The 25,449-nt window shown below is 60.1% G+C and carries 25 protein-coding genes; 5 read left to right on the top strand and 20 right to left on the bottom strand.

The genetic code is table 11. The annotated features are described in order from the left end of the window. From JXR15_RS19520 to JXR15_RS19460, 13 genes are all read right to left on the bottom strand, one after another. Complete coding sequence (locus tag JXR15_RS19520) at positions 1 to 1,680, bottom strand: ABC transporter ATP-binding protein (RefSeq protein WP_422054870.1); 1,680 nt, start codon at positions 1,678 to 1,680, stop codon at positions 1 to 3. A 5-nt stretch (positions 1,681 to 1,685) separates the two neighbouring features. Next, positions 1,686 to 2,768 carry an ABC transporter permease gene (locus JXR15_RS19515; protein WP_422054869.1) on the bottom strand — a complete coding sequence of 361 codons (1,083 nt, stop codon included), beginning with the start codon at positions 2,766 to 2,768 and terminating at the stop codon, positions 1,686 to 1,688. 203 nt (positions 2,769 to 2,971) lie between these two features. Further along, on the bottom strand, positions 2,972 to 4,336 hold the full coding sequence (locus JXR15_RS19510) for a CmpA/NrtA family ABC transporter substrate-binding protein (protein WP_422054868.1): 1,365 nt from the start codon (positions 4,334 to 4,336) through the stop codon (positions 2,972 to 2,974). 255 nt (positions 4,337 to 4,591) lie between these two features. Next, positions 4,592 to 5,770: an ABC transporter substrate-binding protein gene (locus JXR15_RS19505; RefSeq protein ID WP_422054867.1), complete on the bottom strand. Its 1,179-nt coding sequence runs from the start codon at positions 5,768 to 5,770 to the stop codon at positions 4,592 to 4,594. After that, the gene (locus JXR15_RS19500; RefSeq protein ID WP_422054866.1) at positions 5,767 to 6,351 is read right to left on the bottom strand and encodes an ANTAR domain-containing response regulator; all 585 of its coding nucleotides are present in this window, start codon (positions 6,349 to 6,351) and stop codon (positions 5,767 to 5,769) included. Before JXR15_RS19500 ends, JXR15_RS19505 begins: the two co-directional genes overlap by 4 nt. A 152-nt stretch (positions 6,352 to 6,503) precedes the next feature. Further along, entirely contained in the window at positions 6,504 to 7,247 is a 744-nt protein-coding gene (locus tag JXR15_RS19495) for an SDR family oxidoreductase (protein WP_422054865.1), read from the bottom strand. A 17-nt stretch (positions 7,248 to 7,264) separates the two neighbouring features. Beyond that, positions 7,265 to 8,713, bottom strand: a complete 1,449-nt coding sequence (locus JXR15_RS19490) for an aldehyde dehydrogenase family protein (RefSeq protein ID WP_422054864.1) — start codon at positions 8,711 to 8,713, stop codon at positions 7,265 to 7,267. Then, on the bottom strand, positions 8,700 to 10,322 hold the full coding sequence (locus JXR15_RS19485; protein ID WP_422054863.1) for an ABC transporter ATP-binding protein: 1,623 nt from the start codon (positions 10,320 to 10,322) through the stop codon (positions 8,700 to 8,702). Before JXR15_RS19485 ends, JXR15_RS19490 begins: the two co-directional genes overlap by 14 nt. Beyond that, positions 10,319 to 11,140: an ABC transporter permease gene (locus JXR15_RS19480; protein WP_422054862.1), complete on the bottom strand. Its 822-nt coding sequence runs from the start codon at positions 11,138 to 11,140 to the stop codon at positions 10,319 to 10,321. Before JXR15_RS19480 ends, JXR15_RS19485 begins: the two co-directional genes overlap by 4 nt. Then, positions 11,137 to 12,084: an ABC transporter permease gene (locus JXR15_RS19475; RefSeq protein WP_422054861.1), complete on the bottom strand. Its 948-nt coding sequence runs from the start codon at positions 12,082 to 12,084 to the stop codon at positions 11,137 to 11,139. Before JXR15_RS19475 ends, JXR15_RS19480 begins: the two co-directional genes overlap by 4 nt. 6 nt (positions 12,085 to 12,090) lie before the next feature. Beyond that, entirely contained in the window at positions 12,091 to 12,498 is a 408-nt protein-coding gene (locus JXR15_RS19470) for a (R)-mandelonitrile lyase (RefSeq protein WP_422054860.1), read from the bottom strand. Between the two features lie 67 nt (positions 12,499 to 12,565). Beyond that, the gene (locus JXR15_RS19465; protein WP_422054859.1) at positions 12,566 to 14,053 is read right to left on the bottom strand and encodes an ABC transporter substrate-binding protein; all 1,488 of its coding nucleotides are present in this window, start codon (positions 14,051 to 14,053) and stop codon (positions 12,566 to 12,568) included. Between the two features lie 60 nt (positions 14,054 to 14,113). Further along, a complete protein-coding gene (locus JXR15_RS19460; RefSeq protein WP_422054857.1) occupies positions 14,114 to 15,400 on the bottom strand; it encodes an acetylornithine deacetylase/succinyl-diaminopimelate desuccinylase family protein in 1,287 nt (428 codons plus the stop codon). Between the two features lie 147 nt (positions 15,401 to 15,547). On the opposite strand from JXR15_RS19460, the gene JXR15_RS19455 reads away from it, so the two are divergent. The 5 genes from JXR15_RS19455 to ilvD all read left to right on the top strand — a co-directional run bounded on the left by JXR15_RS19455 (position 15,548) and on the right by ilvD (position 19,714). Next, entirely contained in the window at positions 15,548 to 16,081 is a 534-nt protein-coding gene (locus JXR15_RS19455) for a LuxR C-terminal-related transcriptional regulator (RefSeq protein WP_422054856.1), read from the top strand. Positions 16,082 to 16,090: 9 nt separating this feature from the next. After that, positions 16,091 to 16,882, top strand: coding sequence for a helix-turn-helix domain-containing protein (locus JXR15_RS19450; protein WP_422054855.1), 792 nt, complete (start codon positions 16,091 to 16,093; stop codon positions 16,880 to 16,882). A gap of 77 nt (positions 16,883 to 16,959) precedes the next feature. Next, positions 16,960 to 17,355 carry a VOC family protein gene (locus JXR15_RS19445; protein WP_422054854.1) on the top strand — a complete coding sequence of 132 codons (396 nt, stop codon included), beginning with the start codon at positions 16,960 to 16,962 and terminating at the stop codon, positions 17,353 to 17,355. A gap of 1 nt (position 17,356) precedes the next feature. After that, entirely contained in the window at positions 17,357 to 17,680 is a 324-nt protein-coding gene (locus JXR15_RS19440) for a DUF1801 domain-containing protein (protein WP_422054853.1), read from the top strand. A gap of 180 nt (positions 17,681 to 17,860) precedes the next feature. After that, positions 17,861 to 19,714: a dihydroxy-acid dehydratase gene (gene ilvD, locus JXR15_RS19435; RefSeq protein ID WP_422054852.1), complete on the top strand. Its 1,854-nt coding sequence runs from the start codon at positions 17,861 to 17,863 to the stop codon at positions 19,712 to 19,714. Between the two features lie 137 nt (positions 19,715 to 19,851). Here the strand turns inward: ilvD and JXR15_RS19430 are convergent, their stop codons facing one another. From JXR15_RS19430 to JXR15_RS19400, 7 genes are all read right to left on the bottom strand, one after another. After that, a complete protein-coding gene (locus JXR15_RS19430; RefSeq protein ID WP_422054851.1) occupies positions 19,852 to 21,036 on the bottom strand; it encodes a thiolase family protein in 1,185 nt (394 codons plus the stop codon). Further along, positions 21,017 to 22,522, bottom strand: coding sequence for an AMP-binding protein (locus tag JXR15_RS19425; RefSeq protein ID WP_422054850.1), 1,506 nt, complete (start codon positions 22,520 to 22,522; stop codon positions 21,017 to 21,019). The genes JXR15_RS19430 and JXR15_RS19425 overlap by 20 nt, the downstream gene beginning before the upstream one ends. 8 nt (positions 22,523 to 22,530) lie before the next feature. Continuing rightward, positions 22,531 to 23,067 carry a biotin transporter BioY gene (locus tag JXR15_RS19420; RefSeq protein ID WP_422054848.1) on the bottom strand — a complete coding sequence of 179 codons (537 nt, stop codon included), beginning with the start codon at positions 23,065 to 23,067 and terminating at the stop codon, positions 22,531 to 22,533. Positions 23,068 to 23,167: 100 nt separating this feature from the next. After that, positions 23,168 to 23,764 (bottom strand): energy-coupling factor transporter transmembrane component T family protein, encoded by a 597-nt coding sequence (locus JXR15_RS19415; protein ID WP_422054847.1) that lies wholly within the window; start codon positions 23,762 to 23,764, stop codon positions 23,168 to 23,170. Next, on the bottom strand, positions 23,764 to 24,438 hold the full coding sequence (locus tag JXR15_RS19410; protein ID WP_422054846.1) for an energy-coupling factor ABC transporter ATP-binding protein: 675 nt from the start codon (positions 24,436 to 24,438) through the stop codon (positions 23,764 to 23,766). Before JXR15_RS19410 ends, JXR15_RS19415 begins: the two co-directional genes overlap by 1 nt. Positions 24,439 to 24,613: 175 nt before the next feature. Further along, positions 24,614 to 25,024 (bottom strand): DUF3995 domain-containing protein, encoded by a 411-nt coding sequence (locus tag JXR15_RS19405; RefSeq protein WP_422054845.1) that lies wholly within the window; start codon positions 25,022 to 25,024, stop codon positions 24,614 to 24,616. Between the two features lie 183 nt (positions 25,025 to 25,207). Continuing rightward, positions 25,208 to 25,429: a DUF1127 domain-containing protein gene (locus JXR15_RS19400; protein WP_422054844.1), complete on the bottom strand. Its 222-nt coding sequence runs from the start codon at positions 25,427 to 25,429 to the stop codon at positions 25,208 to 25,210. Between the last annotated feature and the right edge of the window lie 20 nt (positions 25,430 to 25,449).

Below are 25,449 nucleotides of genomic sequence, written 5' to 3'. Positions count from 1 at the left end.
TTACTCTGCCGCGATGGCTTTGGATGGCTTTGGTTTGGGCTTTGCGCCGTGTTCGTATTCCTCAAGGAAATCGAGAACATCTTGGCGATAGCGGTAATAGTCGGGGTGCTCGAGCAGAGCTTTTCGGGTGCGTGGACGTGGGAGATCGACATCCACAATTTTGCCGATTGTGGCCTGTGGTCCGTTGGTCATCATGACCACGCGATCTGCCAACAGGATGGCTTCGTCCACATCATGCGTCACACAAATCGCGGTCACTTTGGTGCGGTCCCAGACTTCCATGAGAACCTCTTGCAGCTCCCAGCGCGTGAGGCTGTCGAGCATGCCAAAGGGTTCATCCAAAAGCAGAAGTTTCGGGGAAAGAGCAAAGGCACGGGCGATGCCGACACGCTGTTTCATGCCGTTGGACATGGAATGCGCTGGTCGGTCCATGGCGTCGGCGAGGCCGACACGTTCCAAGTAGTACTCCACCACATCCTGACGCTCGCCTTGGCTGGCCTTCGGGTAGACCTTGTCGACACCAATCGCCACGTTTTCCTTGGCAGACAGCCATGGGAACAGGTTAGGCGACTGGAAAACCACGGCGCGTTCTGGGTCGGCGCCTTCGACGTGACGACCATCCAGACGGATACCCCCTTTGGAGATCGGGTTGAGACCTGCCGCCATGGTCAGAACGGTGGACTTACCACAGCCCGAATGACCGATGAGCGAGATGAACTCGCCGCGCTGTACTTTCAGATCGAAATCTTCAACCACAGTCAGCGGACCCTTGGGCGTCGGGTAGATCTTGTGAAGTTGCGAGAAGTCCAAGAAATTATGGTCGATCATGCCCTTCTGAGCATCTTTGACCGCAGCAGGGACGCCGTGGATCGGGGTGACATCGGGCAGAGTCTTGGTGCCTTCGGCTTTGGCGGCAATGCCCACATCCATCAGGTATTTGGTGACCCGCGCACGCAGTTTCTTGAAGCCATCGTGGTGGTTCATTTCCATGCGGTCGCGACGGCGGCGGATGTCGACTTTGAACTCTTGGCCCAAAGTGCCATCGGGGTTCAACGCGATGATGCGGTCGGCGAGAATGATCGCCTCGTCCACGTCGTTGGTAATCAGAACGCAGGTCTTTTTCTCCGCATCCCAGATCGCTTCGATTTCATCTGCGAGGTTGGCACGGGTCAAGGCGTCCAGCGCGCTAAGCGGTTCATCCAGCAGCAAAACTTCGGGGTTCATCGCCAAGGCGCGGGCCACGTTCACACGTTGGCGCATGCCACCGGAGAGCTCGGCCGGGCGGCGGGTCGCTGCGTGGGAGAGGCCAACCATTTGGATGTAATGGTCAACGCGATCTTCTTTTTCGGCTTTGGGCATGTTGGGGAACACGCTGTCCAGCGCGAGGCGCACGTTGCCATTCACCGTCAGCCAAGGCATCAGCGAGTAGCTTTGGAAAATCACGCCGCGCTCAGGGCCCGGTTGGGTGATGGTTTCGCCCTTGAATGTCACGCTGCCAGAGGTGGGCATTTCGAGGCCCGCCATGAGGTTGATCAGCGTGGTTTTGCCGGAGCCGGAGAAGCCTAGGAGAACGAGGAACTCGCCCTCCTGAACCTCAAGGTTGATATTTTTCAGAACGTCGGTCTTGGCGGTGCCTTCGCCGAAGCTCTTGGAGACATTGTCAAATTTCAGAACACTCATGGCGATCACCGGTTGGATGTGAAGGTGAAGAGTGACTGGATCGCGTACATCAGACGGTCCAGCAGGAAGCCGATGATGCCGATGGTGAAGACCGCGACCATGATCTTGGCGAGCGAGCTGGAAGAGCCGTTTTGGAATTCGTCCCAGACAAATTTGCCAAGGCCCGGGTTCTGCGCCAGCATTTCGGCCGCAATCAGAACCATCCAGCCAACACCCAAGGACAAACGTAGGCCGGTGAAGATCAGCGGCAGGGCGGACGGCAGCACCAGTTTGGTGATTTTGGTCCAGGTGTTCATCTTTAGAACTTTGGAAACGTTCACCAGATCTTTGTCGATGGAGGCCACACCCAGCGCAGTGTTGATCAGAGTTGGCCATAGAGAACAAAGGGTTACGGTCACTGCAGAGGTCAAGAAGGACTTGGAGAACAAGCCGTCATCCACAGTGTAGGTGGCGGAGACCACCATGGTTACAATTGGCAGCCATGCCAGTGGGGAGACTGGTTTGAAGATCTGGATCAGCGGGTTTACAGCGGCGTTGGCGTAAGGAGACAGGCCCGCCATGATGCCGATTGGGACGGCAATTGCGGTGCCGATCAGGAAGCCAAAGAACACGGTTTTGATCGAAGTCCAGATCTGATTGTAGTAGCTGGGACTGCCTGTGTACTTAATATCTTTGACTTTTCCGGGCTGGCCGTTGGCGATGAACTTGGCGTTGCGCGCCGCGACGCGTTCGTTGAACTTCGCTTCTTTGGCGGCCTTGGCTTGAGCGTCTTCGTGCAGGAGCACGGCCTCGGTCCAGACTTCTTTTGGGCCTGGAACAGCGCCAAGGGAGGTTTGCACCTTGGGGGCAAGGCTGCCCCAGAGCATTAGGAAGATGGTGATGGCCAAAAGCGGTACGCCCAAAAGGCGCCAGATTTCAGCGGCTTGCGCTTTTGGGTTGTCGCCAGCCGCAGCTTTGAGGATCGGTGTGATGAAGCTGAGACCGAGGACCTGAAACCAGGCGTCGGCCTTGTTGATGCGGGTGAAGAGGCGGGCGCGGCGGGCTTCGCGCTCTTCATCTGCGATGTTTTGCGGGTCGATTGTGGTCATTGGCGTGTCCGTGGCTCTGGGCGCTGTTGCGGTATTGGTTAATGCCGGGGAGCGGCTGATTTTGACGTCGGTTTTGTGTCGGTATCGCGACTGTTTCGCGGAGGTGCGGTTTGGCGGGACGGGCGAGAATTAACCGCCCGTCCGTTGCGTCGCGGGAGGTCGCGGGAGAAAGGGGGGAGCCGTCCTTCCCGCGACGAGGCGCGTTAGCCTTGCACCTCAGTGCCCACGACACGTTGGTCGCCTTTCAGGCCGATTGGCAGGCTGTCGAGGTAAGCATTTGGGGCTTTGCCGTCGTAGGCGATGCCGTCGATAATGTCCTCGGATGGGGTTGGCGCTTTGTAGCCGTCGCTGTCCCATGGGAAGTCAGCTTCGTTGGCCAGACCTTCGTCCACCAGCAGGCGGGCCGCTTCGAGGTAGATCGCAGGCTTGTAGACCGACTTCGCGACTTCGTCATACCAGCTGTCGGGCTTGGCCTCGGCGATCTGACCCCAGCGACGCATCTGGGTCAGATACCAGATGGCGTCAGAGTAGAACGGGTAAGTCGCGTTGTAGCGGAAGAACACGTTGAAGTCTGGAACCTCACGCTTGTCACCTTTTTCATACTCAAAGGTGCCGGTCATGGAGTTGGCGATCACGTCGTAGTCCGCGCCGACATATTCCGGCTGGCTAAGGATTTTCACCGCTTCTTCGCGGTTGGCGTTGTCGTTTTCATCCAGCCACATAGCGGCGCGGATCAGCGCTTTGGTCACGGCCAGTGTGGTGTTTGGGTACTTCTCGGCGAACTCGGCGTTCAGGCCGAAGACTTTCTCCGGGTTGTTCTTCCACAGCTCGTAGTCGGTGATCACAGGCACACCGATGCCTTTGAACACGGCCTGTTGATTCCAAGGCTCACCCACGCAGTAGCCGTAGATGGTGCCAGCTTCCATGGTGGCTGGCATCTGCGGCGGTGGGGTCACGGACAAGAGAACATCGGCGCCAATCTGGCCGGTGATGTTTTCAGGGGAGTAGTAGCCGGGCTCCAGACCACCGGCGGCCAGCCAGTAGCGCAATTCGTAGTTGTGGGTGGAGACCGGGAAGACCATGCCCATGTTGAATGGCTTGCCTTCGGAGGTGTATTTTTCAACAACCGGCTTCAGGGCGGAGGCGGAGATCGGGTGTTGTGGGCGGCCGTCGTCCATCAGCGGCACGTGCGGCTTCATTTCTTCCCAGATCTGGTTGGACACGGTGATGCCGTTGCCGTTCAGGTCCATGGAGAAAGGGGTGACGATGTGCGCCTCTGTACCATAGCCGATGGTGGCGGCGAGTGGCTGACCGGCAAGCATGTGAGCGCCGTCCAGTTGGCCATCGATCACGCCGTCCAGCAGCACTTTCCAGTTGGCTTGCGCTTCGAGCGTGACAAACAGGCCTTCGTCATCGAAGTAGCCTTGTTCATATGCAACAGCCAAAGGCGCCATGTCGGTCAGCTTGATAAAGCCGAAGGTCAGCTCATCTTTCTCGAGTTCCAATTCAGCCAGTGCCGGAGACACGAACACGGTCGTGGCTGCCAGGATCGAAGCAATGCGTTTCATATTACTGTCCTTCATATTGTGCCCTTTGGATGGAGGAGAGGGCGGAAACGAAAAAAGCCGCGCGACCAGCACCGAAGGAGGAATTTCGGCGGGTCGAGCGGCTTTGCTCAGATAGGTCCCCAATCATTCGGGGCGGTGTGCGTAGCGTCCTTGCTGCGCGTTGAGGTCATTAGGCGTGCTGTGAGGCTGAGTCACAAGGCAGAAGCGGTTCATATGCTGCGATGCAGCGGTTGATCTCTGCGTTTGCACAAAAAACTAGCATTCTGGGCGGCGCGGGTCGAAAACTTGGTCATCAAAGAAGCGATCCGGACCGAGAATCAGGGTGCCAGAGTCCGTTCCCGCTGTTGTTGGTGAAGCCAGCGCGCCCTCGAGTTTCTCCGAAGCAGCAGGCAGGTCTGCGCCCAGTGGTCCGAGGTGACGGCGGTAAAGGTCAGAGCGGAAAACGGCGGCAGCCTTGGCGGCAGATTGCGCCCGGTCCAAGCCAAAGCGCGCAGCCATGCGCGCGCCGATCCAGGCGCCCTGACTTTTCCAGGGGAAAGTGGCGGCGCCGTCAAAGAACTCCATCATGCGTGGCACGGTGCGAGATTTTCCGCGCGCGTTGATTAGCAGATTGCCAGTCAGGGCGCGCTCGGTGATTTCGGTAGAAACACCGAGGTATTCCGGCCAGCTCAGGATTTCGGAGGCGGTGGCGCGTTTGTCTTGGCGACCCAACCAGCGCCCCGCTTTCCAGACCGCACGCATAAGGCGGCCGGTGAGGTCATCTTCTGACGCTGCCCAGTCGCGGCGCACTGCGAGGACTTTCTCAGGGGCGAATTGCCAGATCGCGGCGCCGGGTAAGAGCAGGCTGCCGCCGCCTTGTTCCACGGTGATCGAGCCCCAAGGTTCGCCGACGCAGAAGGCGTCCACTTCGCCTGCCGCAATGGCATCGGCCATCAGAAGCGGCGGGATGGTGCGTAGGTCAAGCGATTTGGCGACGTTGAGACCGGAGGCAGAAAGCCAGTAATGCAGCAGTTCTGCGTGCATGGAAAACGGAAAGGGTACGCCAATGCGCAGAGGCCTGTTGAGAGCGGCGAGGGCTTTGCCTGCTGCTTGCGCGTCGAGGAAATTCGGCATGGTGCCGTGGGTGGCGATCTCATTGGCCAGCGCGTTGGAGATGCCTATCACGTTGCCATTAATAGATAAAACGCTGAGAGCATCGAGCTGTGTGGGCAGGCCGCCAAGGCCCAATGCCATGGCCACCGGTACGGGAGAGAGCATATGGGCCGCTTCGATTTGTCCCAAGATCAGGCGGTCGCGCAGAGTGGACCAGCTGGGAGCGCTTTGCAGGTTCAGCGCGAGGCCTTCCTCTTCGGCAAAGCCAAGTTCGCGGGCGATGATCAGAGGGGCGGCGTCCACCAGCGGCATGAAGCCCACGGAGAGTGGCAGAGTTCTCATGACAGCAACTCCGAAGCGGTGACCAATGCCTGCGCAACGTCTGCGATCTTTTTGTTTTGGCTCATCGCGGTTTTGCGGATGAGGGCGTAGGCTTCGTCTTCGCTCATGTTGCGGGCGCGCATGAGGATGCCTTTGGCGCGGTCGATGATCTTGCGTTCCTCAAGCGCGCGTTTTGTGGCCTCAAGCTCCGAGCGCATGCGGGAGAACATGTGGAAGCGGGCGATGGCCGCATCCAGCACAGGTTTGATGCGGTCCGGGTGCATGCCGTCGACCACATAGGCCGAGACGCCGGCTTCGATCGCGGCTTTGGTCAGGCCATCGTCGGAGCGGTCGACAAACATGGCGACGGGGCGTTCCAGCGGGGAAGAGGCCAGAGTGAGCGCGTCGATGGCGTCTCGGCTGGGATTGGCGACGTCAACCAGCACGAGGTCCGGGTTGAGTTCCGCAACTGACCGCGCGAGGCCTGTGGATTCCGACAGCACGCGGATGTGGTGGTCGCCCGTGGCAATCAGGCTGTCGATGATGGCATCGGCGCGGGATCTGTCGGGCTCGACAATCAGGATGGTGAGCTGGGCGGTCACGGCTCTTTGGGCTCCGCTGGCTGGCGTTGGATCGAGCTAACGCTGCGCTGCGGCAAAGAGCCAGAGAGGTCGTGGGGGGAGGGCGTGGCGCAACCGCCCGAGGTGATGAAACTTTGGGCGGTTGGTGTGGCTGTGCTTGATTTTTGGGCGCTTTAGATGCAGCGGCCGCCGTCCACTTCCATCAGGGTGCCAGTGATCATGCCGGCTTCATCAGAGCAGAGGAAGGCGGCGGCGTTGCCCATGTCTTCGGGTTGGGAGAAGCGGCCCAGAGGGATGGAAGAAAGGAATTTGGCGCGGATTTCCGGAGTGTCTTCGCCCATGAAGGAGGCCAGAAGCGGCGTTTCACCAGCCACCGGGTTGATGGCGTTGACGCGGATGCCGTGGGGGGCGAGTTCGACCGCCATGGCTTTGGTCGCGGTGTTCACCCAGCCTTTGGAGGCGTTGTACCAGTTGAGGTTGGGGCGCGGGGAGAGGCCTGCGGTGGAGGAGACGTTGAGGATCGCGCCGGTTGTGCGGGACTTCATGTGTGGCACCAGCGACTGGGATATGAGGTAGATCGATTTGCAGTTCACCGCAAAGACGCGGTCAAAATCGCTTTCGGTGACTGTTTCCATTGGCGCGGGCAGGTGGGTGACACCGGCATTGTTGACAATGATGTCGATGTGGCCCCAGGCGGAGAGCGCGGTGTCGATCATGGCCTGCACGCTGGCGGCGTCAGCGACGTCAACGGTGCAGGGGGTGGCGTCGGTGTGTTCGGCGGCTTTGGTGGTGGCCATGTCACCGTTAATGTCGGCGACGAGCACTTTGGCGCCCTCGGCGAGGAACTTGTCGACGATGCCCGCGCCGAAGCCCTGAGCGCCGCCGGTGATGATGGCTGTTTTGTTTTGAAGACGCATAATGAAGTCCTTTTGCGTTAGCCGTGCAGGGCGGCGACGGTTTTGAGTTGGCTGAAGTGGAACAGGGCCTCAAAGCCTTTTTCGCGGCCATGGCCGGAGTGTCCGGTGCCACCAAAGGGCAGCTCCACGCCGCCACCAGCGCCGTAGTTGTTGAGGAAAACCTGACCCGCCTTCAGTGACTTGGCGAGGCGCATTTGGCGGGCACCGTTTTGGGACCAGACGGAGGCGACAAGGCCGTATTTGGTGCCATTGGCGATGGCGAGCGCTTCCTCTTCGCTGTCAAACGGGATCAGTGCCTGCACTGGACCGAAGATCTCATCCTGGGCCAATGTGTGTTCCGGAGGGACGTCTGAGAATAGGGTTGGCGCGACGTAGTGGCCGGGGGCTTCGGTGACGATCTGGCCCTGGGCGGCGGTGTGCAGGTCTGCGCCTTTGGCAAGGAAGCCGGAGACAATTTCTTTTTGACGGCCAGAGATCAGCGGGCCGAGGTTAGCGTCCTCCAAGGCTGGCGCGACGCGCATTTCGGCGTAGGCTGCGGCCATGCGGCTGGTGACTTCGTCATAGACCGAGCGCTGCACAAGGATGCGCGAGGAGGCGGAGCAGGTTTGACCGGCGTTCTGGATGCCTGCGTTCACGAGGAAAGGTAGGGCCGCGTCGAGGTCAGCATCCGCAAACACAAGTTGCGGGCTTTTGCCGCCCAGTTCCAGCGTGACGGGTACAACGTTTTGCGCGGCGGCGGTTTGTACAAGTCGGCCGGTGTTCACCGAGCCGGTGAAGGAGATGTGTTGGATTTCCGGGTGGCCCGCAAGCGCGGCGCCGGCCTCGGCACCAAGGCCGGGCACTACGTTAAGGGCGCCAGCGGGCAGACCCGCCTGTTGTGCAAGCTCGGCAAAGGCCAGTGCGGTGAGGCAGGCTTCTTCCGCAGGTTTCAGAACACAGGCGTTGCCCATGGCGAGGGCTGCGCCAATCGAGCGGCCAATGATTTGCATGGGGTAGTTCCATGGCACGATATGGCCGGTCACGCCAAAAGGTTCGCGCAGGGTGTAGACGGTGTAGCCGTCCATATAGGGAATGGTTTCGCCATGTACCTTGTCGGCTGCACCGCCGTAGAATTCCATGTAACGGGCCAGCGCGATTACGTCGTTGCGGGCTTGTGTCAGCGGTTTGCCCACATCCAAAGCTTCGAGTTTTGCCAGCGTGTCGGTGTGCTCCAGAACCAACTGGCCAATGCGGGTGAGGATGCGGCCACGTTCCACAGCGGTGGCGCGGCCCCAATCGCCGGTACGGGCGGCATGGGCGGCGGCAACGGCGGCGTCAACGTCAGCGGATGTGCCACGGGCGATGGTGGCCAAATGTGTGCCGTCCGACGGGTTGGTCAACTCCAGTATTTCGCCGGAGGCAGCAGGTTTCCAGGTGCCGCCAATCAGGCATTTGGACGGGTCAAAAAACAGGTCAGGCAGGGGCATGGGCGGTCTCAGTCTTGTCATTCAACGCGGTCAGGTCTGGAAGCACCGGCGCGGCGTTGATCAGGGTTTGGGTGTAGGGGTGTTGTGGCGTGGTGAAGACCGCTTCGGTCTCGCCTTGCTCCACAATTTCACCGTTTTGCATGACCAGCACGCGGTCGGTCACAGAGCGCACCACGGAGAGATCGTGGGAAATGAATAGATATGCCAAGTTGTGGCGGCGGGAGAGCTCGGCAATCAGGTCGAGGATTTGCGCACGAATGGACACGTCCAGTGCGGAGACGGCTTCGTCAAAGATGATCAGCTCGGGTTTGGTGATCAGGGCGCGGGCTATGGCGATGCGCTGGCGCTGACCGCCGGAGAATTCGTGGATGTATTTCTGCGCGTCAGATGGCTGCAAACCAACGTCGGTGAGCACCTCGCCAATGATCTGCGTCAGCGCCGCGCCGGTGGGGGGCGTGTCGACCAGATGGAAGGGTTCGGTCAGGATGCGCCCAACTTTGTGCCGTGGATTGAAACTGCTGTAGGGGTCTTGGAACACCACCTGCGTTTTGATGCGGGCCTGCGCCGGCATGTCGGGGGCCACGGCGGTGCCAAAGGCCGTGATGCTGCCTTCTTGCAGCGGCTCAAGACCCAAAATCGCCCGTGTTAGGGTCGATTTTCCGCAGCCGGATTCGCCCACAAGTCCAACCCGTTCTCCTTGGTGGATGTCAAAGCTGATGCCTTTGACCGCACGGTGGAACGTGCGGGGCGCAAAGAGTTTTGTGCGCGGCAATGCGTAGTCGCGAACCGCGTTTTGCACAGACAGGATTGCGACATTGCCGTCTTCTGCACAGGGCAAATCCACTTGATGGCGGGAGGCTTCAAACAAGGTTTTGGTGTAGGGGTGTTGCATATGGGCGAGCAGGTGTTTGGTGTCACCTTGCTCGACCACTTCGCCCTTGCGCATGACGACGATTCGATCCGCCATGTCGGCCACCACGGCGAGGTCATGGGTGATCATCAAGAGGCCCATGTCGAATTCTTCGACCAGATCCTTGAGCAGGCCGAGGATCTTGGCCTGTGTGGTGACGTCGAGTGCGGTTGTGGGTTCGTCTGCAATCAACAGTCGGGGGCGGCGGGCGATGGCCATGGCGATCACCACGCGTTGACGCTGTCCGCCGGAGAGTTCGTGTGGGTAGCGCGACAGCGGGAAGCGGTCTTGCGGCAGACCAACACGGGTCAGCATCGAAGCGGCTTGGGCCTCTGCCTCCGCTTTGGGCATGACGGTATGCATGCGGATGGTTTCGGCCACTTGTTGGCCAATGGTGTGCAGCGGGTTGAGCGCGGTCATCGGTTCCTGAAATACCATGCCGACACAATTGCCACGTATGGCGCAAAGGGCTTTTTCCGACTGCGCGGTGAGCTCTTCGTCTCCTAACATGATTTGGCCGGTGGTGTGGGCGCTGTCTGGTAAAAGCTGCATGACCGCGAGTGCCGTCATGGATTTGCCGGAGCCACTTTCGCCGGTGACAGCCACGATCTCGCCCGGTGCAATGGAGAACGTGACGTCTTTCAGGATTGATAAGGGGCCGATTGAGAGAGACAGGTTTTGGACAGAGAGCAGGCTCATGAGCGCATCACCCGAATTTTGGGGTCAAGAAAGTCCCGCAGCCCGTCCCCCAAGAGGTTGAGCCCCAGGACAGAGGTGATGATGGCGAGGCCAGGGATCAGTGCGAGGTGGGGCGCGAAGGCGACCATGGTTTGGGCGTCGGCCAGCATGCGCCCCCAGGAGGGTGTGGGTGGTTGCGCGCCAAGGCCGACGTAACTCAGGCCCGCTTCGGCGAGGATGCCGAGGCTGAATTGGATGGTGCCTTGCACGATCAGCAGATTGGCGACGTTTGGCAGGATGTGTTCCGCCGAGATGCGGGCGTGAGATTTGCCAGCCACCCGCGCGGCAAGGATGAAGTCACGTTGCCATAGGGGCAGGGCACCGGCACGGGTGAGGCGGGCGAAGACAGGGATGTTGAAAATGCCAATCGCAAGGATGGCGTTCACGGCGCCGGGGCCAAGGATGGCGGTGATCAGGATGGCGATGACTAGACTTGGGAAGGCGAAGATCAAATCGTTGCCGCGCATGATCAACTCGTCCAGCCAGCTGCCGGAGTTGGCGGCGGCCCAGAGCCCTAGGGGGACACCAAGCCCCATGCCGATGCCGACAGCCACCAGCGCGACAGCCAGCGAGGTGCGGGCGCCAACCATGATCATCGAAAAGATATCACGGCCAAAGTGATCGGTGCCAAACCAATGGGTGGCGCTGGGCTTTTGCAGTTTGTTGGGGATGTCCATTTGCGTGATGTCAAATGGGGTCCAGAGGAAGCTGATCAGGGCTGCGGCGATCACCAGAAGGCAGAGCAGACCGCCAAAGAGGATATTGCGGGAAAGCATCATGTGCGGGACCTCAGGCGCGGGTCAACGGCGGCATAGGCGAGGTCGACGAGGAAGGTCACGAGGATCACCATGAAGACCAGAAGCATGACCACGCTTTCGACCACAATCAGGTCGCGGGCGGAAATCGACTGGAAGATCAGGCGGCCGAGGCCGGGCAGGAAGAAGACCTGCTCAATAATGATGGCGCCTGCGAGCAGGAAAGAGAACTGCATGCCGATGATGGTCAGCACCGGGATCAGGGCGTTGCGTAAGCCGTGGCGCATCAGGGCTTGGCGGCGGGTCAGGCCTTTGGCGCGGGCAGTGCGCATGAAGTCTTCGCCCAAAACATCCAGCAGGGCGGACCGCATCACGCGGGCGAGGATCGCGGATTGCGGCAGGGCCAGCGCGATGGCGGGCAGGGTCAGGGATTTCATCGCCGCCGGGATGCCTTTTTCCCAGCCAACAAAACCGCCCGCTGAGAACCAGCGCAAGTTGATGGCAAAGATCAGCACCAACATCATGGCAAACCAGAAGTTGGGCACGGCGACGCCCAATTGGGTTGCGCCCATGACGGCCATGTCGCCGGGCTTGCCACGGCGGGAGGCGGCGTAGATGCCTGCGGGGAAGGCGATCAGGGTTGAAAGCGTGAGCGCGTAGAGCGCCAAGGGCAGCGACACCCAGATGCGGTCGCCGATCATCTCGGTCACGGGGGTACGGTAGGTGTAGGAGGTGCCAAAATCACCTTGCAGCATGCCACCAACCCAGGAAAGGTAGCGCTCCAGTTTGGAGACATCCAGTCCCAACTCGCTGCGCAGGGCGGCGATGGTGTCAGGTTGGGCGTTGAGGCCAAGCATAAAGCTGGCAGGATCGCCGGGCACCACTTCGATCACGAAGAAGATCACCAGCGAGGCCACCACCAGGCTTAGGCCCAGAGAGAGGGCGCGTTTGAGAGTGTAGCGGAGCATGGGCGGTCAGATCGCTGGTTTCAGGTAGTCGGTGTCGGTGACGTGTTCGAGCCACGTGGCGCCGGTGCCGTCTTCGACCTGTTGGATGGCCATATGGGACATGGCGGTGTCGGGCGTGGCGCCGTGCCAATGTTCGACGCCGGGCTCAATCCAGATGCTGTCGCCGGGGCGGATGGTGCGCGGGGCTTCACCGCGCAGGGCAATCAGGCCAACACCGGACAAAACGTGCAGGATTTGGCCCACGGGATGGGTGTGCCATGCGGTGCGCGCGCCGGGTTCAAATGTGACGCGGGCGGCAAAAACTTGGGAAGGGGGGCGGCTTTCCGTGATCAGATCCATCCGGACATCGCCGGTGAAGTATTCAGGCGGAGCTTTGCGGCTGGGCAGGGTGCCAGCGGGGATGTGGTCAATCATGGCGGCGGCTTTCGGTAAGGCGATTTGCGCCGGAGCCACAGGGTGTGGCCCCAGCGCGGGGGGGGTGTTACTCTGACCAGCTCACAGCGGTTAGGTCAGTGGCTTGGGTTGGGGCGTTGAGCCAGAGGCCCTGCACACCCGCCTTGGCCACAGTTGGGTAGGCCAGTTGGAACAGGTAGCCGTTGACATAGTCCTCGGCGATCATGGTCTGGGCCACTTTGCGCAGGGCGGTGCGCTCTGCCGGGAGGGTGGCTTTGTTCAAGGTGTCCATGATCTGCTGGAACTGCGGATTGTCATACTGGAAGTAGTAATCCGGGCGGGCGTAGATGCCGATGTCGTTGGGTTCGGTGTGGCTGACGATGGTCAGGCCAAAGTCCTTGCCGCGGAACACCTGTTCCAGCCACTGCGCCCATTCCAAATTGGAGATTTCGGTGTTGATGCCGACGGCGCGTAGTTGCGCGGCGATGATTTCGCCTCCGCGACGGGCGTAAGAGGGGGGCGGCAGTTTCAACGTGGTGGTGAAGCCATCCGGATAGCCCGCTTCCGCCAGCAGTTTCTTGGACAGGTCGGGATCATAGGCCGAGTTGCCGGTCAGATCGACATAGTCCGGGTGATGTGGCGCAAAATGGGTGCCAATTGGGGTGCCGAGGCCAAACATCGCGCCATCAATGATTGCCTGACGGTCAATCGCGTGGGCAATGGCTTTGCGCACCTTCACGTCATCCAGTGGCGGCATCTTGTTGTTGGTCGACAGGATAGTTTCACCTTCGGAGTTGCCGACGAGCACTTGGAAGCGTGGGTCTGCTTCGAACTGTGGCAGTGCCTCAGGGGTTGGGAAACCGGCAAACACATCGATGTCTTCGGCCATCATCGCAGACATGGCTGCGGTTGGGTCGGAGATGAATTTGAAGGTCACATCGGTCAGCGTCGCAGGCGTGCCCCAATAGGCATCGTTGCGTGTGAGAGTGATCTTGTCGCCCTGCACCCAGTTGTCAAATTTGAAGGCGCCGGTGCCGATGGGCGTGGTTTTGATGTCATCGATGCTCTCAGACGCAACGATGACTGCGTCGCCCCACGCCATGTTGAACAGGAAGTCACCGTTGGGACCATTCAGGGTGACTTTCACGGTCAGTGGATCCACCACGGTGACGTCTGCAATACTTTCGAAGAGGGCTTTTTGTGCGTTGGCGCTGTCTTCCGCGCGGGCGCGATCCAGCGAGAATTTCACGTCTTCGCCGTCCATTGCAGAGCCATCGTGGAAGGTCACACCGTCGTTCAGCATGAAGGTATAGGTCAGCCCGTCTTCTGAGATTTCCCAGCTTTTGGCGAGGCCCGGCGTGACGGAGCCATCAGAGGCAAAGCGGGTCAGACCCTCAAAGACGTTGGAATACAGCACGCTGTCGATGGCCCCGGCAGCCGCCGAGGTTGGGTCCAGATGCGGTGGTTCCAGCTGCATGGCAACCGTGATGTCGGTTTGTGCAGCTTGTGCTGTCAGTGTCCCGGCAATCAGAGCAGCGGCGCTGGCACTGGCTAGCTTTGACGTGAAAAATGTCATTGTGTCTCTCTCCCTTAACTGTTTGCTTTTTATTGTTATTGGGCCTTAGGCCGGGTTGTTTTATTGAGGCAGAAGCAGCTGCGTCAGGCTGTGCGCCATGACCTTGGCGCTGTCGATCATATCGTCGATTCCGATGTACTCGTCAGGCTTGTGGGCCATTTCAAGAATACCCGGCCCATAGGCGATACAGTTGCTGAGCTTTCCGATGCGATCAATGTGTTTTTGGTCGTAAGTGCCGGGGCTTGCGACATAATCCGGAGTCTTGCCCAAAATGTCCTGAATGGCCTTGTCGACCGTGGTCACAACCGGGGCTTTGCGGTCTGTCATTGACGGGGCCACGTGGTTGAGCTCGCGCATGTCATAGCGGAAGTTATCGCGCTGGGCGGAGAGGTCATCGAGCAGGCCTTCGACCTCGCCTTTGACTTCAGCGTGGGTTTCCTCAGCGAGATAGCGGCGGTCAATCACAATGCGGCAGCTGTCTGGCACGCAGTGGGCGGGCAGGCCGTCAAAGTCTTCGGCCTGCTCGGCTTGTCCGCCGTGGATGGAGTTGATGTTCATGGTGGAGCTGCGCGCGCCCTCGGGAACCACAGGCATGTCGGTGCGACGTGCAGCCATGGCGGGGTAGAGGTCGCTTTCAAATTTGTCGATCACCGCGCCCATGTGACGTACGGCGCAGTCGCCGAGGAAGGGCATGGATCCGTGGGCAATTTCGCCAAAAGTTTCGATCTCGGCCCACCAGCCGCCTCGATGACCAAGGCAGATGCGGTCTTTGTGCAGGGGTTCGGGGATGATCACATGCTGCACGCGTTCTGGCGCAAAGAAGCCTTTCTCCGCAAGATAGGCCACACCGCCGTAGCCGCCGGATTCTTCGTCCGCCGTGCCGGAGATTTCGATGCTGCCGTGGAAGTCGGGGAATTCAGCGATGAAGGCTTCGGCGGCGATAATAGACGCGGCAAGACCGCCTTTCATGTCACAGGCGCCACGGCCGTAAATTTTGCCATCTTTGATTTCGCCACCAAAAGGATCAAAGGTCCATCCAAGACCCACCTCGACCACATCGGTGTGGCTGTTGAAATGTACACATTCGCCGGGGTGGTGGCCGGATTTATGCGCCACGATGTTCCAACGCGGATATTTGTCGCTGTCGCCGGGGGCACCGTGGGCGCGGACCAGTTGCGTGTCAAAGCCGTGGCGGGTCAGGCGCGTGTCGAGGTAGTCACAGATCTCGCGGTAGTTTTCACCGGGAGGGTTGAGCGTGGGAATGCGGATCAGGTCTTGGGTCAGCTGCACCAGGTCGTCTCGCATTGAGTCGATGCGGGTCATCAGGCGATCTGTGTCGATGGACATGGTGGCGGGCCTCTTGAGTGGTGCAGCGGTTTCTGAGTGTGTCCAACGGCACATTTTTTTGATCTGTGCGGTTGGATGTGTGGCGACAGAGTGGCTTGCGTCGGGCTACGGTATCAATACCGTAGGATTACGGTTGGGGAGGCGTAAATGAATTGGGATCAGTTGGCGTTTGAAGCCGCGCCTGTAGGCATTGTGATGACCGAGCAGCGGGTTATTCGCGCGTGCAATCAAGGGTTTGCGCAGTTGGTTGGCTATGAAAAGGACGCGCTGGTGGGGCAATCGTTCCGGGTGTTGTACGACAGCACCGAAGAGTTTGAGCAAGTGCGTGACATTGGTTTGACGCCGTTGAAGCAAGATCACGCCTATAGTGATGAGCGCATGGTGCGGCGGCGCGACGGCGGGCAGGTGTGGTGTCGGTTCCGGGCGCAGACGCTGACGCCGGAAGATCCATTGGCGCAACTCGTGATGAGTTTTGCGGCCATTCACGATGGGCCGCCAGTGTCGCTTTCGGTGCGGGAGCGGCAGGTGGTGGGGGGCTTGGGGCGCGGGCTGACCAGCAAGGAGATTGCGCGCGAGTTGGGGTTGTCGCCGCGCACAATTGAGGATGTGCGGGCGCGGCTGCACAAGCGGTTTCAGGTGAAGAATGCCACCGAGCTGTTGGCGCGGTTGACGATTGGGTGAGGGAATAGCGTGCGTCTGCCAGAAGGATATCAGGAGCGGATTTACACGCCGCAGCAGGCACGCAGCGTGGAGGCGGTGTGGCGGCATGAGGAGCTGCGGGCCGGGCGCAGTTTGATCCTGCCAGATGGGCGCTGTGACGTGATTGTGCGCTACAACGCTGATCGCGCGGTGGTGCCACGGTTGGTGGTGACGGGGCCTGCGACGCAGCCTTATTGGGTCACGTTTGAGGCTGGAGATCGGTGGACCGGAGTGCGGTTGCGGCCGGAACGTGGAGGCGTCTTGTGGGGCGATGCCTTGGCGCGCGCGAAAGATCAGGTGGCATTTGAGGGTGAGGCGGAGGTCTTGGTGCCGGAACTGGCGGGGCTTTGTGTAGCAGGCGTATCGCCGACAGACCTGCGGCAAGCTTTGGTGCGCTTTGTGGAAGGGTGTGCGCTGACGCCGGAGGGGCATCGTGTGGGAGAGACTGTTCGGCGGTTACACATCACAGGCGGGCGGTTTTCAGTGACAGAATTGGCGGCGCGGGCGGGGTGCTCTACGCGGCATCTCAACCGGATGTTTGCAGGCACGGTGGGGCTGTCGGTGAAGGCTTATGCGTCGTTGGTGCAGTTTCATCGGGCGTTGCGGCTGGTCTGTGACGCGGGGGGCTCTTTGTCGGATGCGGCATTTGAGGCAGGCTATGCCGATCAGGCCCATATGACGCGGACCATGCGGCGGTTTGGTGGGTTTGTGCCGTCAGACATTCCAGAGGGTTTGATCCGGCCAGACGTGTCCGGCGGGTTGTGGGGAAATCGTGCGGCTTAAGAGGTGATGTCCGATTTCTTCAAGCGCTCTGGTGTTGGGGGGCTTAGGTCTATGCCAAGCAATGTGAGGGGCTTGTTATGAAACTTGGATACACAATTATTTACGTGAAAAACGTACCTGAGACGGTGGCGTTCTACGAGACCGCTTTTGGCCTGACCCAGCGGTTTATGCATGAAAGCACGCTTTATGCGGAGATGGAGACCGGGGACACGGTGCTGTCGTTTTCTGCCGAAGAGGTGATTGAGCTGGATGGCTTGGCCTTTGCGCCCAATGAGAAAAGCGCCATTCCGGCAGGATGGGAGATCTGCTTTGTCACTGAGGACGTGGAGGCTGCGTTTGAGAAGGCGCTGGTGGCGGGGTGTTCGCCGGTGAGTAAGCCGCATGGCGTGCCGTGGGGCCAAACGATATCATACGTGCGCGACTTAAACGGCTGTTTGGTGGAAATTGCCACGCCGATGAACCTGGAAGGCTGAGATGGACGAGACCACACAAGCTGCGATCATAGATGCGTTGGAAGAGATGGTGGCTGAGGTGGCGCCGGAGCTCCATGGCCGCCACATGTATGGTGGTCAGATGTTGGAACATGAGGCGGGTGTCGCGGCCACAGCCGTCGGAGGATACTTTGGCTACAATGCGCATGTGTCATTTGAATTCTCCCACGGGGCACGGTTGAGTGATCCGAATGGGCACCTAGAAGGCAAAGGCAAGGCGCGGCGGCATGTGAAGTTGCGCAGTGTGGCAGACATCAAGGCGAAGGGGTGCGCAGGTTTTCTCGCACAGGCGGTGGCTTTGGGCTGACTGTCAGGGATGGATTACGTGCACGTCGCGCGCATCGTACTTTGTGAAAGCTTTGTGCGCGATTTTGAGTAACATTCTTTCCGGACTCTCTTGCAATCCCTCCTTTTGAGTGGCACCCGTTCTGTCCAGACACGCAAGGGGCGCGATGGGGCGCCCGAGCCATCCGCAGGAGTGCAAAAGATGCCTGATCTTCGTTCCAAAACCTCGACCTTTGGCCGCCGTATGGCCGCCGCCCGTGCGCTATGGCGTGCGACGGGGATGAAAACCGAGGACTTTGGCAAGCCGATTGTGGCGGTGGTCAACTCCTTCACCGAGTTTGTACCCGGTCACGTGCACCTCAAAGACATGGGCCAGTTGGTGGCGCGTGAGATTGAGAAAGCCGGTGGCGTGGCCAAAGAGATGAACACCATTGCGGTGGATGATGGCATCGCCATGGGCCACGACGGGATGTTGTATTCCCTGCCGTCCCGCGAAGTGATTGCCGACTCTGTGGAATACATGGCAAATGCGCACTGTGCCGACGCGCTGGTGTGTATTTCCAACTGTGACAAGATCACACCGGGTATGTTGATGGCGGCGATGCGCCTGAACATTCCCGCGATTTTTGTCTCTGGTGGTCCAATGGAAGCTGGTAAAGTGATCCTGCAGGACGGTGAGCACAAAGCCGACCTTGTGACCGCGATCGTGGGTGCGACAGATGAAGACCGCAGCCAGGAAGAAGTGGACAAGCTGGAACGCTCTGCCTGCCCAACCTGCGGCTCTTGCTCCGGTATGTTCACTGCAAATTCGATGAACTGTCTGGCCGAAGCGCTGGGCCTTGCGCTGCCGGGCAACGGCTCGCTGCTGGCGACCCACTCCAAGCGCCGTGGGCTGTTTGAAGACGCGGGTCACAAGATCATTGAACTGTGTGATCGTTGGTACAAAGAGGGTGACGAGACCGCGCTGCCGCGTGGGATTGCCAATTTCAAAGCGTTTGAGAACGCCATGGCGCTGGACATTGCCATGGGCGGCTCCACAAACACAGTGCTGCACCTCTTGGCGATTGCCCATGAGGGGGGCGTGGATTTCACCATGGCGGATATGGATCGCCTCAGCCGCGAGATCCCGCATCTGAGCAAAGTGGCGCCCTCGACGCCAAAGTACCACATGGAAGATGTGCACCGCGCGGGTGGCATTGCGCGCATTCTGGGTGAGCTGGAGCGCGAAGGCAAAATCCACCGTGATTGTGCGACTGTACATGAACGCACCATGGGCGAGTTCATCGACAAATGGGACGTGCGCCGTGAAAGCGCCGGCAATGAAGCGCGCGATTTGTATATCGCGGCGCCCGGTGGTGTGCGCACCGTTGAGGCCTTCAGCCAATCGCGGATGTACACCGAGTTGGACTTGGATATTGAGGACGGTTGCGTGCGCGACTTTGCAAATGCCTATTCTCAAGAAGGTGGTTTGTGTGTGCTGTTTGGCAACATCGCGGAGCAGGGCTGTATCCTCAAGACCGCTGGTGTGATCAAAGAGATGTATGAGTTCGAGGGCACCGCGAAAGTGTTTGAGAGCATGGAAGACGCGATGCACGGCATTCTGCAGAATGAGGTGAAGCCGTATTCCGTGGTGGTGATCCGTTATGAAGGGCCCAAAGGCGGGCCGGGTATGCAGGAGATGCTGTATCCAACCGCTTATCTGAAATCCAAGAAGCTCGACACCACCTGTGCGCTGTTAACCGATGGCCGTTTCTCTGGCGGCACCGCCGGTCTGTCGATTGGCCACGCCTCGCCGGAAGCGGCAGAGAAGGGTGTGATTGGTCTGGTGGAAGATGGCGACAAGATCAAAATCTCCGTGCCAAACCGCACCATTCACCTGGACGTGAGTGAAGAGGTTTTGGCGGAGCGTCGGGCCAATCACCCGCAGGCGGATAAGAAGTTCTGGAAAGCGGAAGGGCGGCCTCGGGCGGTGTCCAAAGCGCTGAAAGTCTATGCCGCGCATGTGTCCAACGCCTCGCTGGGTGCAGTGCGGATGTTGGACGAAGACGACGAGTAAGTCAGTCACTCGGTATGAGATTGAGGCGGGGTCGCAGAGGCGGCCCCGTTTTGCGTTTTGGCGGCCTAGACAGGAGGGGCCAGCCCCTCCGGCACATAGTGCCTCCTCCCCGGGATATTTGGCGACTATGAATGGGGTTAGAGGGCGATAGGTTTGAAGGCCGCGGTGAGACCCTGACCGCCGCCGATGCCGATCATGGCCAGTGCAAGGGCATTTGCCGGTGTGTCGTGACGGATCATTTGGCTGAAGAGGCGGGTCACGAGGATGGTGCCAGAGGCGCCAAAGGGGTGGCCCAGGGCAATGGCCCCGCCCTGCTGGTTGGGCAGGTGCTCGTCGATGTTGAGAGCATCCAGGCTGGCGAGAACCTGTGCGGCAAAAGCTTCGTTGAACTCAAGGTGCGTGAGTTGGTCGAGCGACAGGTTTGGGTTTTTTCGCAAGAGCTTTTGTGTGCTGGCGACGGGGCCGATGCCGAGGATGTTTGGGTCCACGCCGGCCGATGCGCCGCCGAGGTAGGCGAGAGCGCGGGGGTGGCCCAAATTGCGCGCATTGGCTGCCGTGGTGACGAGGAGAGTGGCCGCACCGTCGTTAAGCGGGCAGGCGTTGCCGACCGTTATCGTGCCACCTTTGGCGAAAGCCGGGCGCAGGCGGGCGAGGCGGTCAGCCGTTATAGTGTCGCGGATGCATTCGTCAGCGGCGTGGCCTGCAATCGGCACGATTTCAGCGTCGAATGCTCCAGCGTCGCGGGCTAGGGCGGCGCGCTGTTGTGAGCGCAGGGCAAAGGCGTCTTGGCGATCGCGCGAGATGGTGAATCGTTTGGCAACGGTGTCGGCGGCGGCACCCATGTCGGGGTCGCCGATGGCCTCGGGGGCGAAGCGGGCGCGTTTGTAGCTGTGCTCAGATCGGGTGCCGCAGGCGGGCAAGATACGTAGCGGTGCGCGGGATTGGCTTTCGACGCCGCCCGCGAGGTAGGTGGTGCCTGCGCCCGCCATGATCAGGTGGCAGGCTTGCATTACAGCTTCCAGGCCGGAGCCGCATTGTCGATCCACGGTCACGCCGGGGATGGATGTTGGGAAGCCTGCGTGTAAGGCAGACAGGCGGGCGATGTTGCCGCCGGGGCCCGCGGCGTTGCCAAGGATCACGTCATCTAGTTGATCTGCTGTGACATTGGCGTCGGCAAGCGTGGCCTGCATGACAGGGGCGGCGAGGTCTTCCACGTCGAGGCTGGCAAACATGCCGCCTGCGCGGCCAATGGCGCTGCGCCGGGCGGCGATGATCACCGGTTGGCGGTCTTCAGGCAGCAGGTCAACCAGTGGTGGGGACAAGGCGCGGGTCCTTTTTGTGCAGCCACGACATGAGGCGGCCCCGGTCCGGTTTGCCGGAGGTGGTCAGGGGCCACTCGGAGAGGCGGTAGAAATGGCGCGGCAGCTTGTAGCGGGGCAAGCGGATGGCAAGTTGCGATTTGACTTCCGCGAGCGGGGTGTCTCCGTTGAGGATGGCAACCAGTTCTTGGCCGCGCGATTGGTGGGCGACACCGAGCACCGCAGCGCCAGTGATGCCAGGGATTTCTGCGAGTGCGGTTTCAATTTCCTGCGGGTAGACGTTGTGGCCTGCGGTGATGACCATGCCGCCTTCTCGGCCCAAGAGGCTAAGGCTGCCATCGTAGTTCAGCTTACCGATGTCTCCGACAGTGGCCCAGGGGCCTTCGCGGCGGAAGCCGGAGTTGCGGCCGCCCCAGAGGTAGCCGTCAATGGCCAGATCACCACGGACAAAAATGGTGCCCGGCTCACCTTGCGGCACTTCCTGTCCGTTTTGGCGTAGGGAGAGTGCGACGTGGGGGAAAGGCCGCCCAACCGAATGGGCTGGTGCAGAAGAGCTGTCTCGGCCGTGGGTGTTGAGGCTGACAAAGCCAAGTTCGCTGGCGCCGTAGTATTCGTGGATACGGGCGCGGGGGAAGAAGTCGCGGGCCTTCTCTAGTAGGGCAGGATCAAGTTTGGCGCCGGCGGTGGTGATCTCGACAATCTGATCCAAAGGCTTATCGCGGCAGAGCGCGCCCAGCAGGCTGGGTACGGCCACAATGCGGCGGGTGTGGGCCATGGTGCGGTGGGCTTCGGCAAGGTCAAATTTTGGCAGAGCGTGGAAAGCGGCGCCCAGCTCTAAGGTTTCGGCCAGCGCGTAGAGTGTGATGCCGTGGCTGAGCGGGCCGGGCACAAAGGTGTGGCTTTGCTCGGTCAGGGCAAAGGCGAGGCGGCTGGCATCCAGCGAGGCGCGCCAGCTGTGTCGTGCACGGGCAAAGGCTTTGGGCTCGGACGTGGTGCCGGAGGTGAAGCCAACCATGAAAATCGCGCGCGGATCGGTGAAGGGGATGTCTTCGGGCGCGGCGAGGAAGGCCTCAAAGGCGTCAGTGTCCACGGTGATGGCCGGGATGCCGAGCCGTTTGGCGGCGTCGATCAGGCCGGTTTGGCTTGAGAGGCAGAATAATGCGTCCGGGGGCAGTTTGGCCAACACCCGCTGGTGAAGGGCGTCAGGCCAATGTGGGTCTAGTAGCGTGACGGCATGGGGGGTGGCTAGGGCAGTGGCCAGCAGGGTTGGCGCCTGCGCGTGGTTGCCAATGGAGAGAGCGAAGTTGCGTGCGCCGTCTGGCAGCGGCAGGTCCGGGCGGTCTTGCAGCGGCAGCGCGGCCAACGCGGCGTGTAGGCGTTTGAGCCGGTCATAGAGCGCGCTGTAGGTGAGGCGTGTGTCACAAATGGCAACCGCCAGCGCGTCAGGGCGCTGGCGGGCGTGGTGATCTAATGCGTGGCGTAAGGGCAAACGCGTCCTCAGAGGTTGGGGTAAGCTTTGCGCAGATTTTCCGCGAGAATGGCGGCAACCACAACCTTAATCAGGTCGCCGGGAACATAGGCCACCATGATTGACAGGGATTTGGCCATGCCGAGTTTGCCGATAAAGGCCATCCAAGGAATGCCAACGGCATACATCAGGACAATGCCACCCAGCGCGATATAGGCGCCAAGTTTCAGAGCACCACCTTCGCGATCCCGTTCCGCAAGGTAGCCAATGAGGGCTGCGCAGATCGGCCAGGACAACAGGAAGCCACCGGAGGTGCCCATCAGGACGCCAAATCCACCACGGCCACCGGACAACAGTGGTAGGCCAACGGCCACAAGCGCAATGAACAGCAGCAGGGCCAAGCCACCCCGTTTGGCGCCCAGGACAGAACCGGCGAGCATGACGCCCAGAGATTGTGCCGAAATTGGGGGAAGGGCTGCGCCGGCAAAATGTAAGGGTGGCATCAGTCCGAGGGCTGCTGTGAGCGCAGCGAAGAGCGCGATGTAGACGGTGTCTTTGGTGGTCATATGGTGCGTTCCGTGAGTGTGGGCTTGTTATGTAAACTATGGCGCGGCGTAGAAATCCGTTCTGCTCGAAGCAAGCCCGGCCCTTGTTACTGGCGTGATCTTAGGAACGATATCCTCTGGAATCAATGGCGTCGGAAATTTCGTCCGCCATCTTGATCGCGCGGATTGCCATGGGCATGGCGACAGCAATCACGGAGCGTTCGAGGCCGCGGGTCTTTTGCGCTTCGCGTACTTCGCGGGTGATTTGCGCGAGGACCGGGATGAACCGCAGCGCCAAGGAAATGGCGAGGCTGACCTTTGCCGGGTTCACGCCAATAGGTTGGAGGTAACCCAGTCCGCGCGTCATGGTGTCGATCATGTCGCTGGATTTGGTGGTCAGGGTCACAAGGCTTGCGAGCAGGATCAGCGCGGCGAGGCGCAGGACCACATAGGTGGCGAGTTCAATGCCGGAGAAATACCATTGCACCGCGAAGAACAGCACAAAGATGATCAGCAGCGGGCGGATCTGCGCAAAGGCCTGTTTCAGGGTGAGCTGTGCGATGGGATAGAGGGCGAGGATACCAAGGGTTGCAGCGACAGTGATTGGCAGGCTTTCATTGAGAAAAAGCAATGTGGCGCCAAGCAGCATGGCCAGCATTTTGGCTGCCGGTGGCAGGCGGTGTAGCAGCGAGCTGCCGGGTGAGTAGAGGTCCAGCATCAGGCCATGAGCTCTTGATAGGCGGGAATGACGCCGGCTGGCGTGCCATCCGCAAAGATACGGCCTTCGTCGATGACAATCACGCGGTCGTAGTTGGTGATGAGATCCAGGTCATGGGTGACGGTGATGACCATTTGCTCCAAGGCATCAACTGCGCGGGCGACGCGGCGTTTGTTACGCAGGTCCAGTAGCGTGGTGGGCTCGTCCATCACCACGATGTCTGGGGTCATCACAAGTACGCCTGAGATGGCGAGCAGTTGTTTTTGACCGCCGGAGAGCAGATGCGCAGGATGCTCGCGCAGGTCCGACATTTTGTACCGCGCCAGGATTTCATCGGTCTTGGCGGCGATGTCGGCTTTGCTGAACCCGAGGTTTTTCATGCCAAAGGCAAGGTCTTCTTCTACCACGGGCATGACAATTTGATTGTCAGGGTTTTGGAACACAAATCCAACTTTGCGGCGGACGTCACGGCCTTTTTTGCGGGTGTTGAACCCGTCTACCAGCACCTCACCCGTTGTGGGTAATGCGAGACCGTTGAGCAAGCGGGCGAAGGTGGATTTGCCAGAGCCATTGGCCCCAATCACCGCAATGCGGCGCTCGGTAAGATCAAGAGAGAGATTGTCCAAAACGGTGCGTTTGCCAAAAGAAACGCTGACGTTTTCAAGCTTGATCATAAGGTGGTCCGCTGGTTGCTGTTGGCGCGCTCTTAGCGGCAAACAAATGCAGATTGAAGCGGCAGGTGCCTTCGGCGGGGATATTTGGGGACTGTGAAAGCTATAAAAGGGGTATCTGTGGGAAAATTTCCCGATGCGGCCAGTTACGTCCACCCTTGGAGGCTGGAAACCTGGATTAGGCACCAAAGAGGGAGAAGAGTAGGAAGCTTGTGCTCAGGATGAGACAGAGCGGGCCATAGATGCGTTGATCCAGCGTCGCGAATGGCTCTTCCGGGACCCGTTTGCGCCAGGCCGGCAGATAAGCGGCGAGACCGCGCAGGCCAAAGACGCCCGCCATGGCGAAAAGCAGCGGCGTGCGCAGAGGGAAGCTTGTCAGGTGGGGTATAGCCGCCGCAAAAGAGAGCGCGACAAACACCAGAGAGCAGGGGATCGCGCCGGGCATTTTGGTAAGGCCGGGTGCGCCAACCACGGCGCGCGCAAGGGCTTCTTCGTTGCGGATCGGCACCCATGCACCAATGGCCCACAGCAGGTGCAGCATGGCAGGGACAAACAGCAGGACAGAGATGAAGGTGGCGAGCCAGGTCATGTGCAAAAGAGCCTTTGGTGCTTTGTATCGGGCTGCATCCAAGCGAAGATGGCCGCAAAAGTCGATGAGGCAATTTTGTCGTTTGCGAAGGGCACGCGCGATTGTTGCGGGGCGCGGCCTTAGGCGTGGTCGTTGTGTGTGGTGGGAAGGGCGCTCAAAACGGGCGCCCCCCAAGTGCACAGATTACAGGTGCATGTGGTCGCGGAAGACGTGCTGCACGATTTCGTCGCGCTTCAGGCCTTTGGCTTCCAGTTGCGCGTCGGTCATCGCGTTCAGACGATCAACATATTGCACGCGGCTGTTGCTTTCCATGATTGCGATCAGGCCGTTGCCGATGGCGCGGAAAGGGGTTGCCAGGATGTGACCCAGCGAGTGGTGTTCGGTGTGTGTAGCTGTCAGTGCCATTTTTGAACCTCAGTTCTGTG

Origin of the sequence: Shimia sp., assembly GCF_049116215.1 — a bacterium.
Classification (GTDB): Bacteria; Pseudomonadota; Alphaproteobacteria; order Rhodobacterales; family Rhodobacteraceae; genus Shimia.
This window is presented reverse-complemented; position numbering and strand designations above follow the sequence as displayed.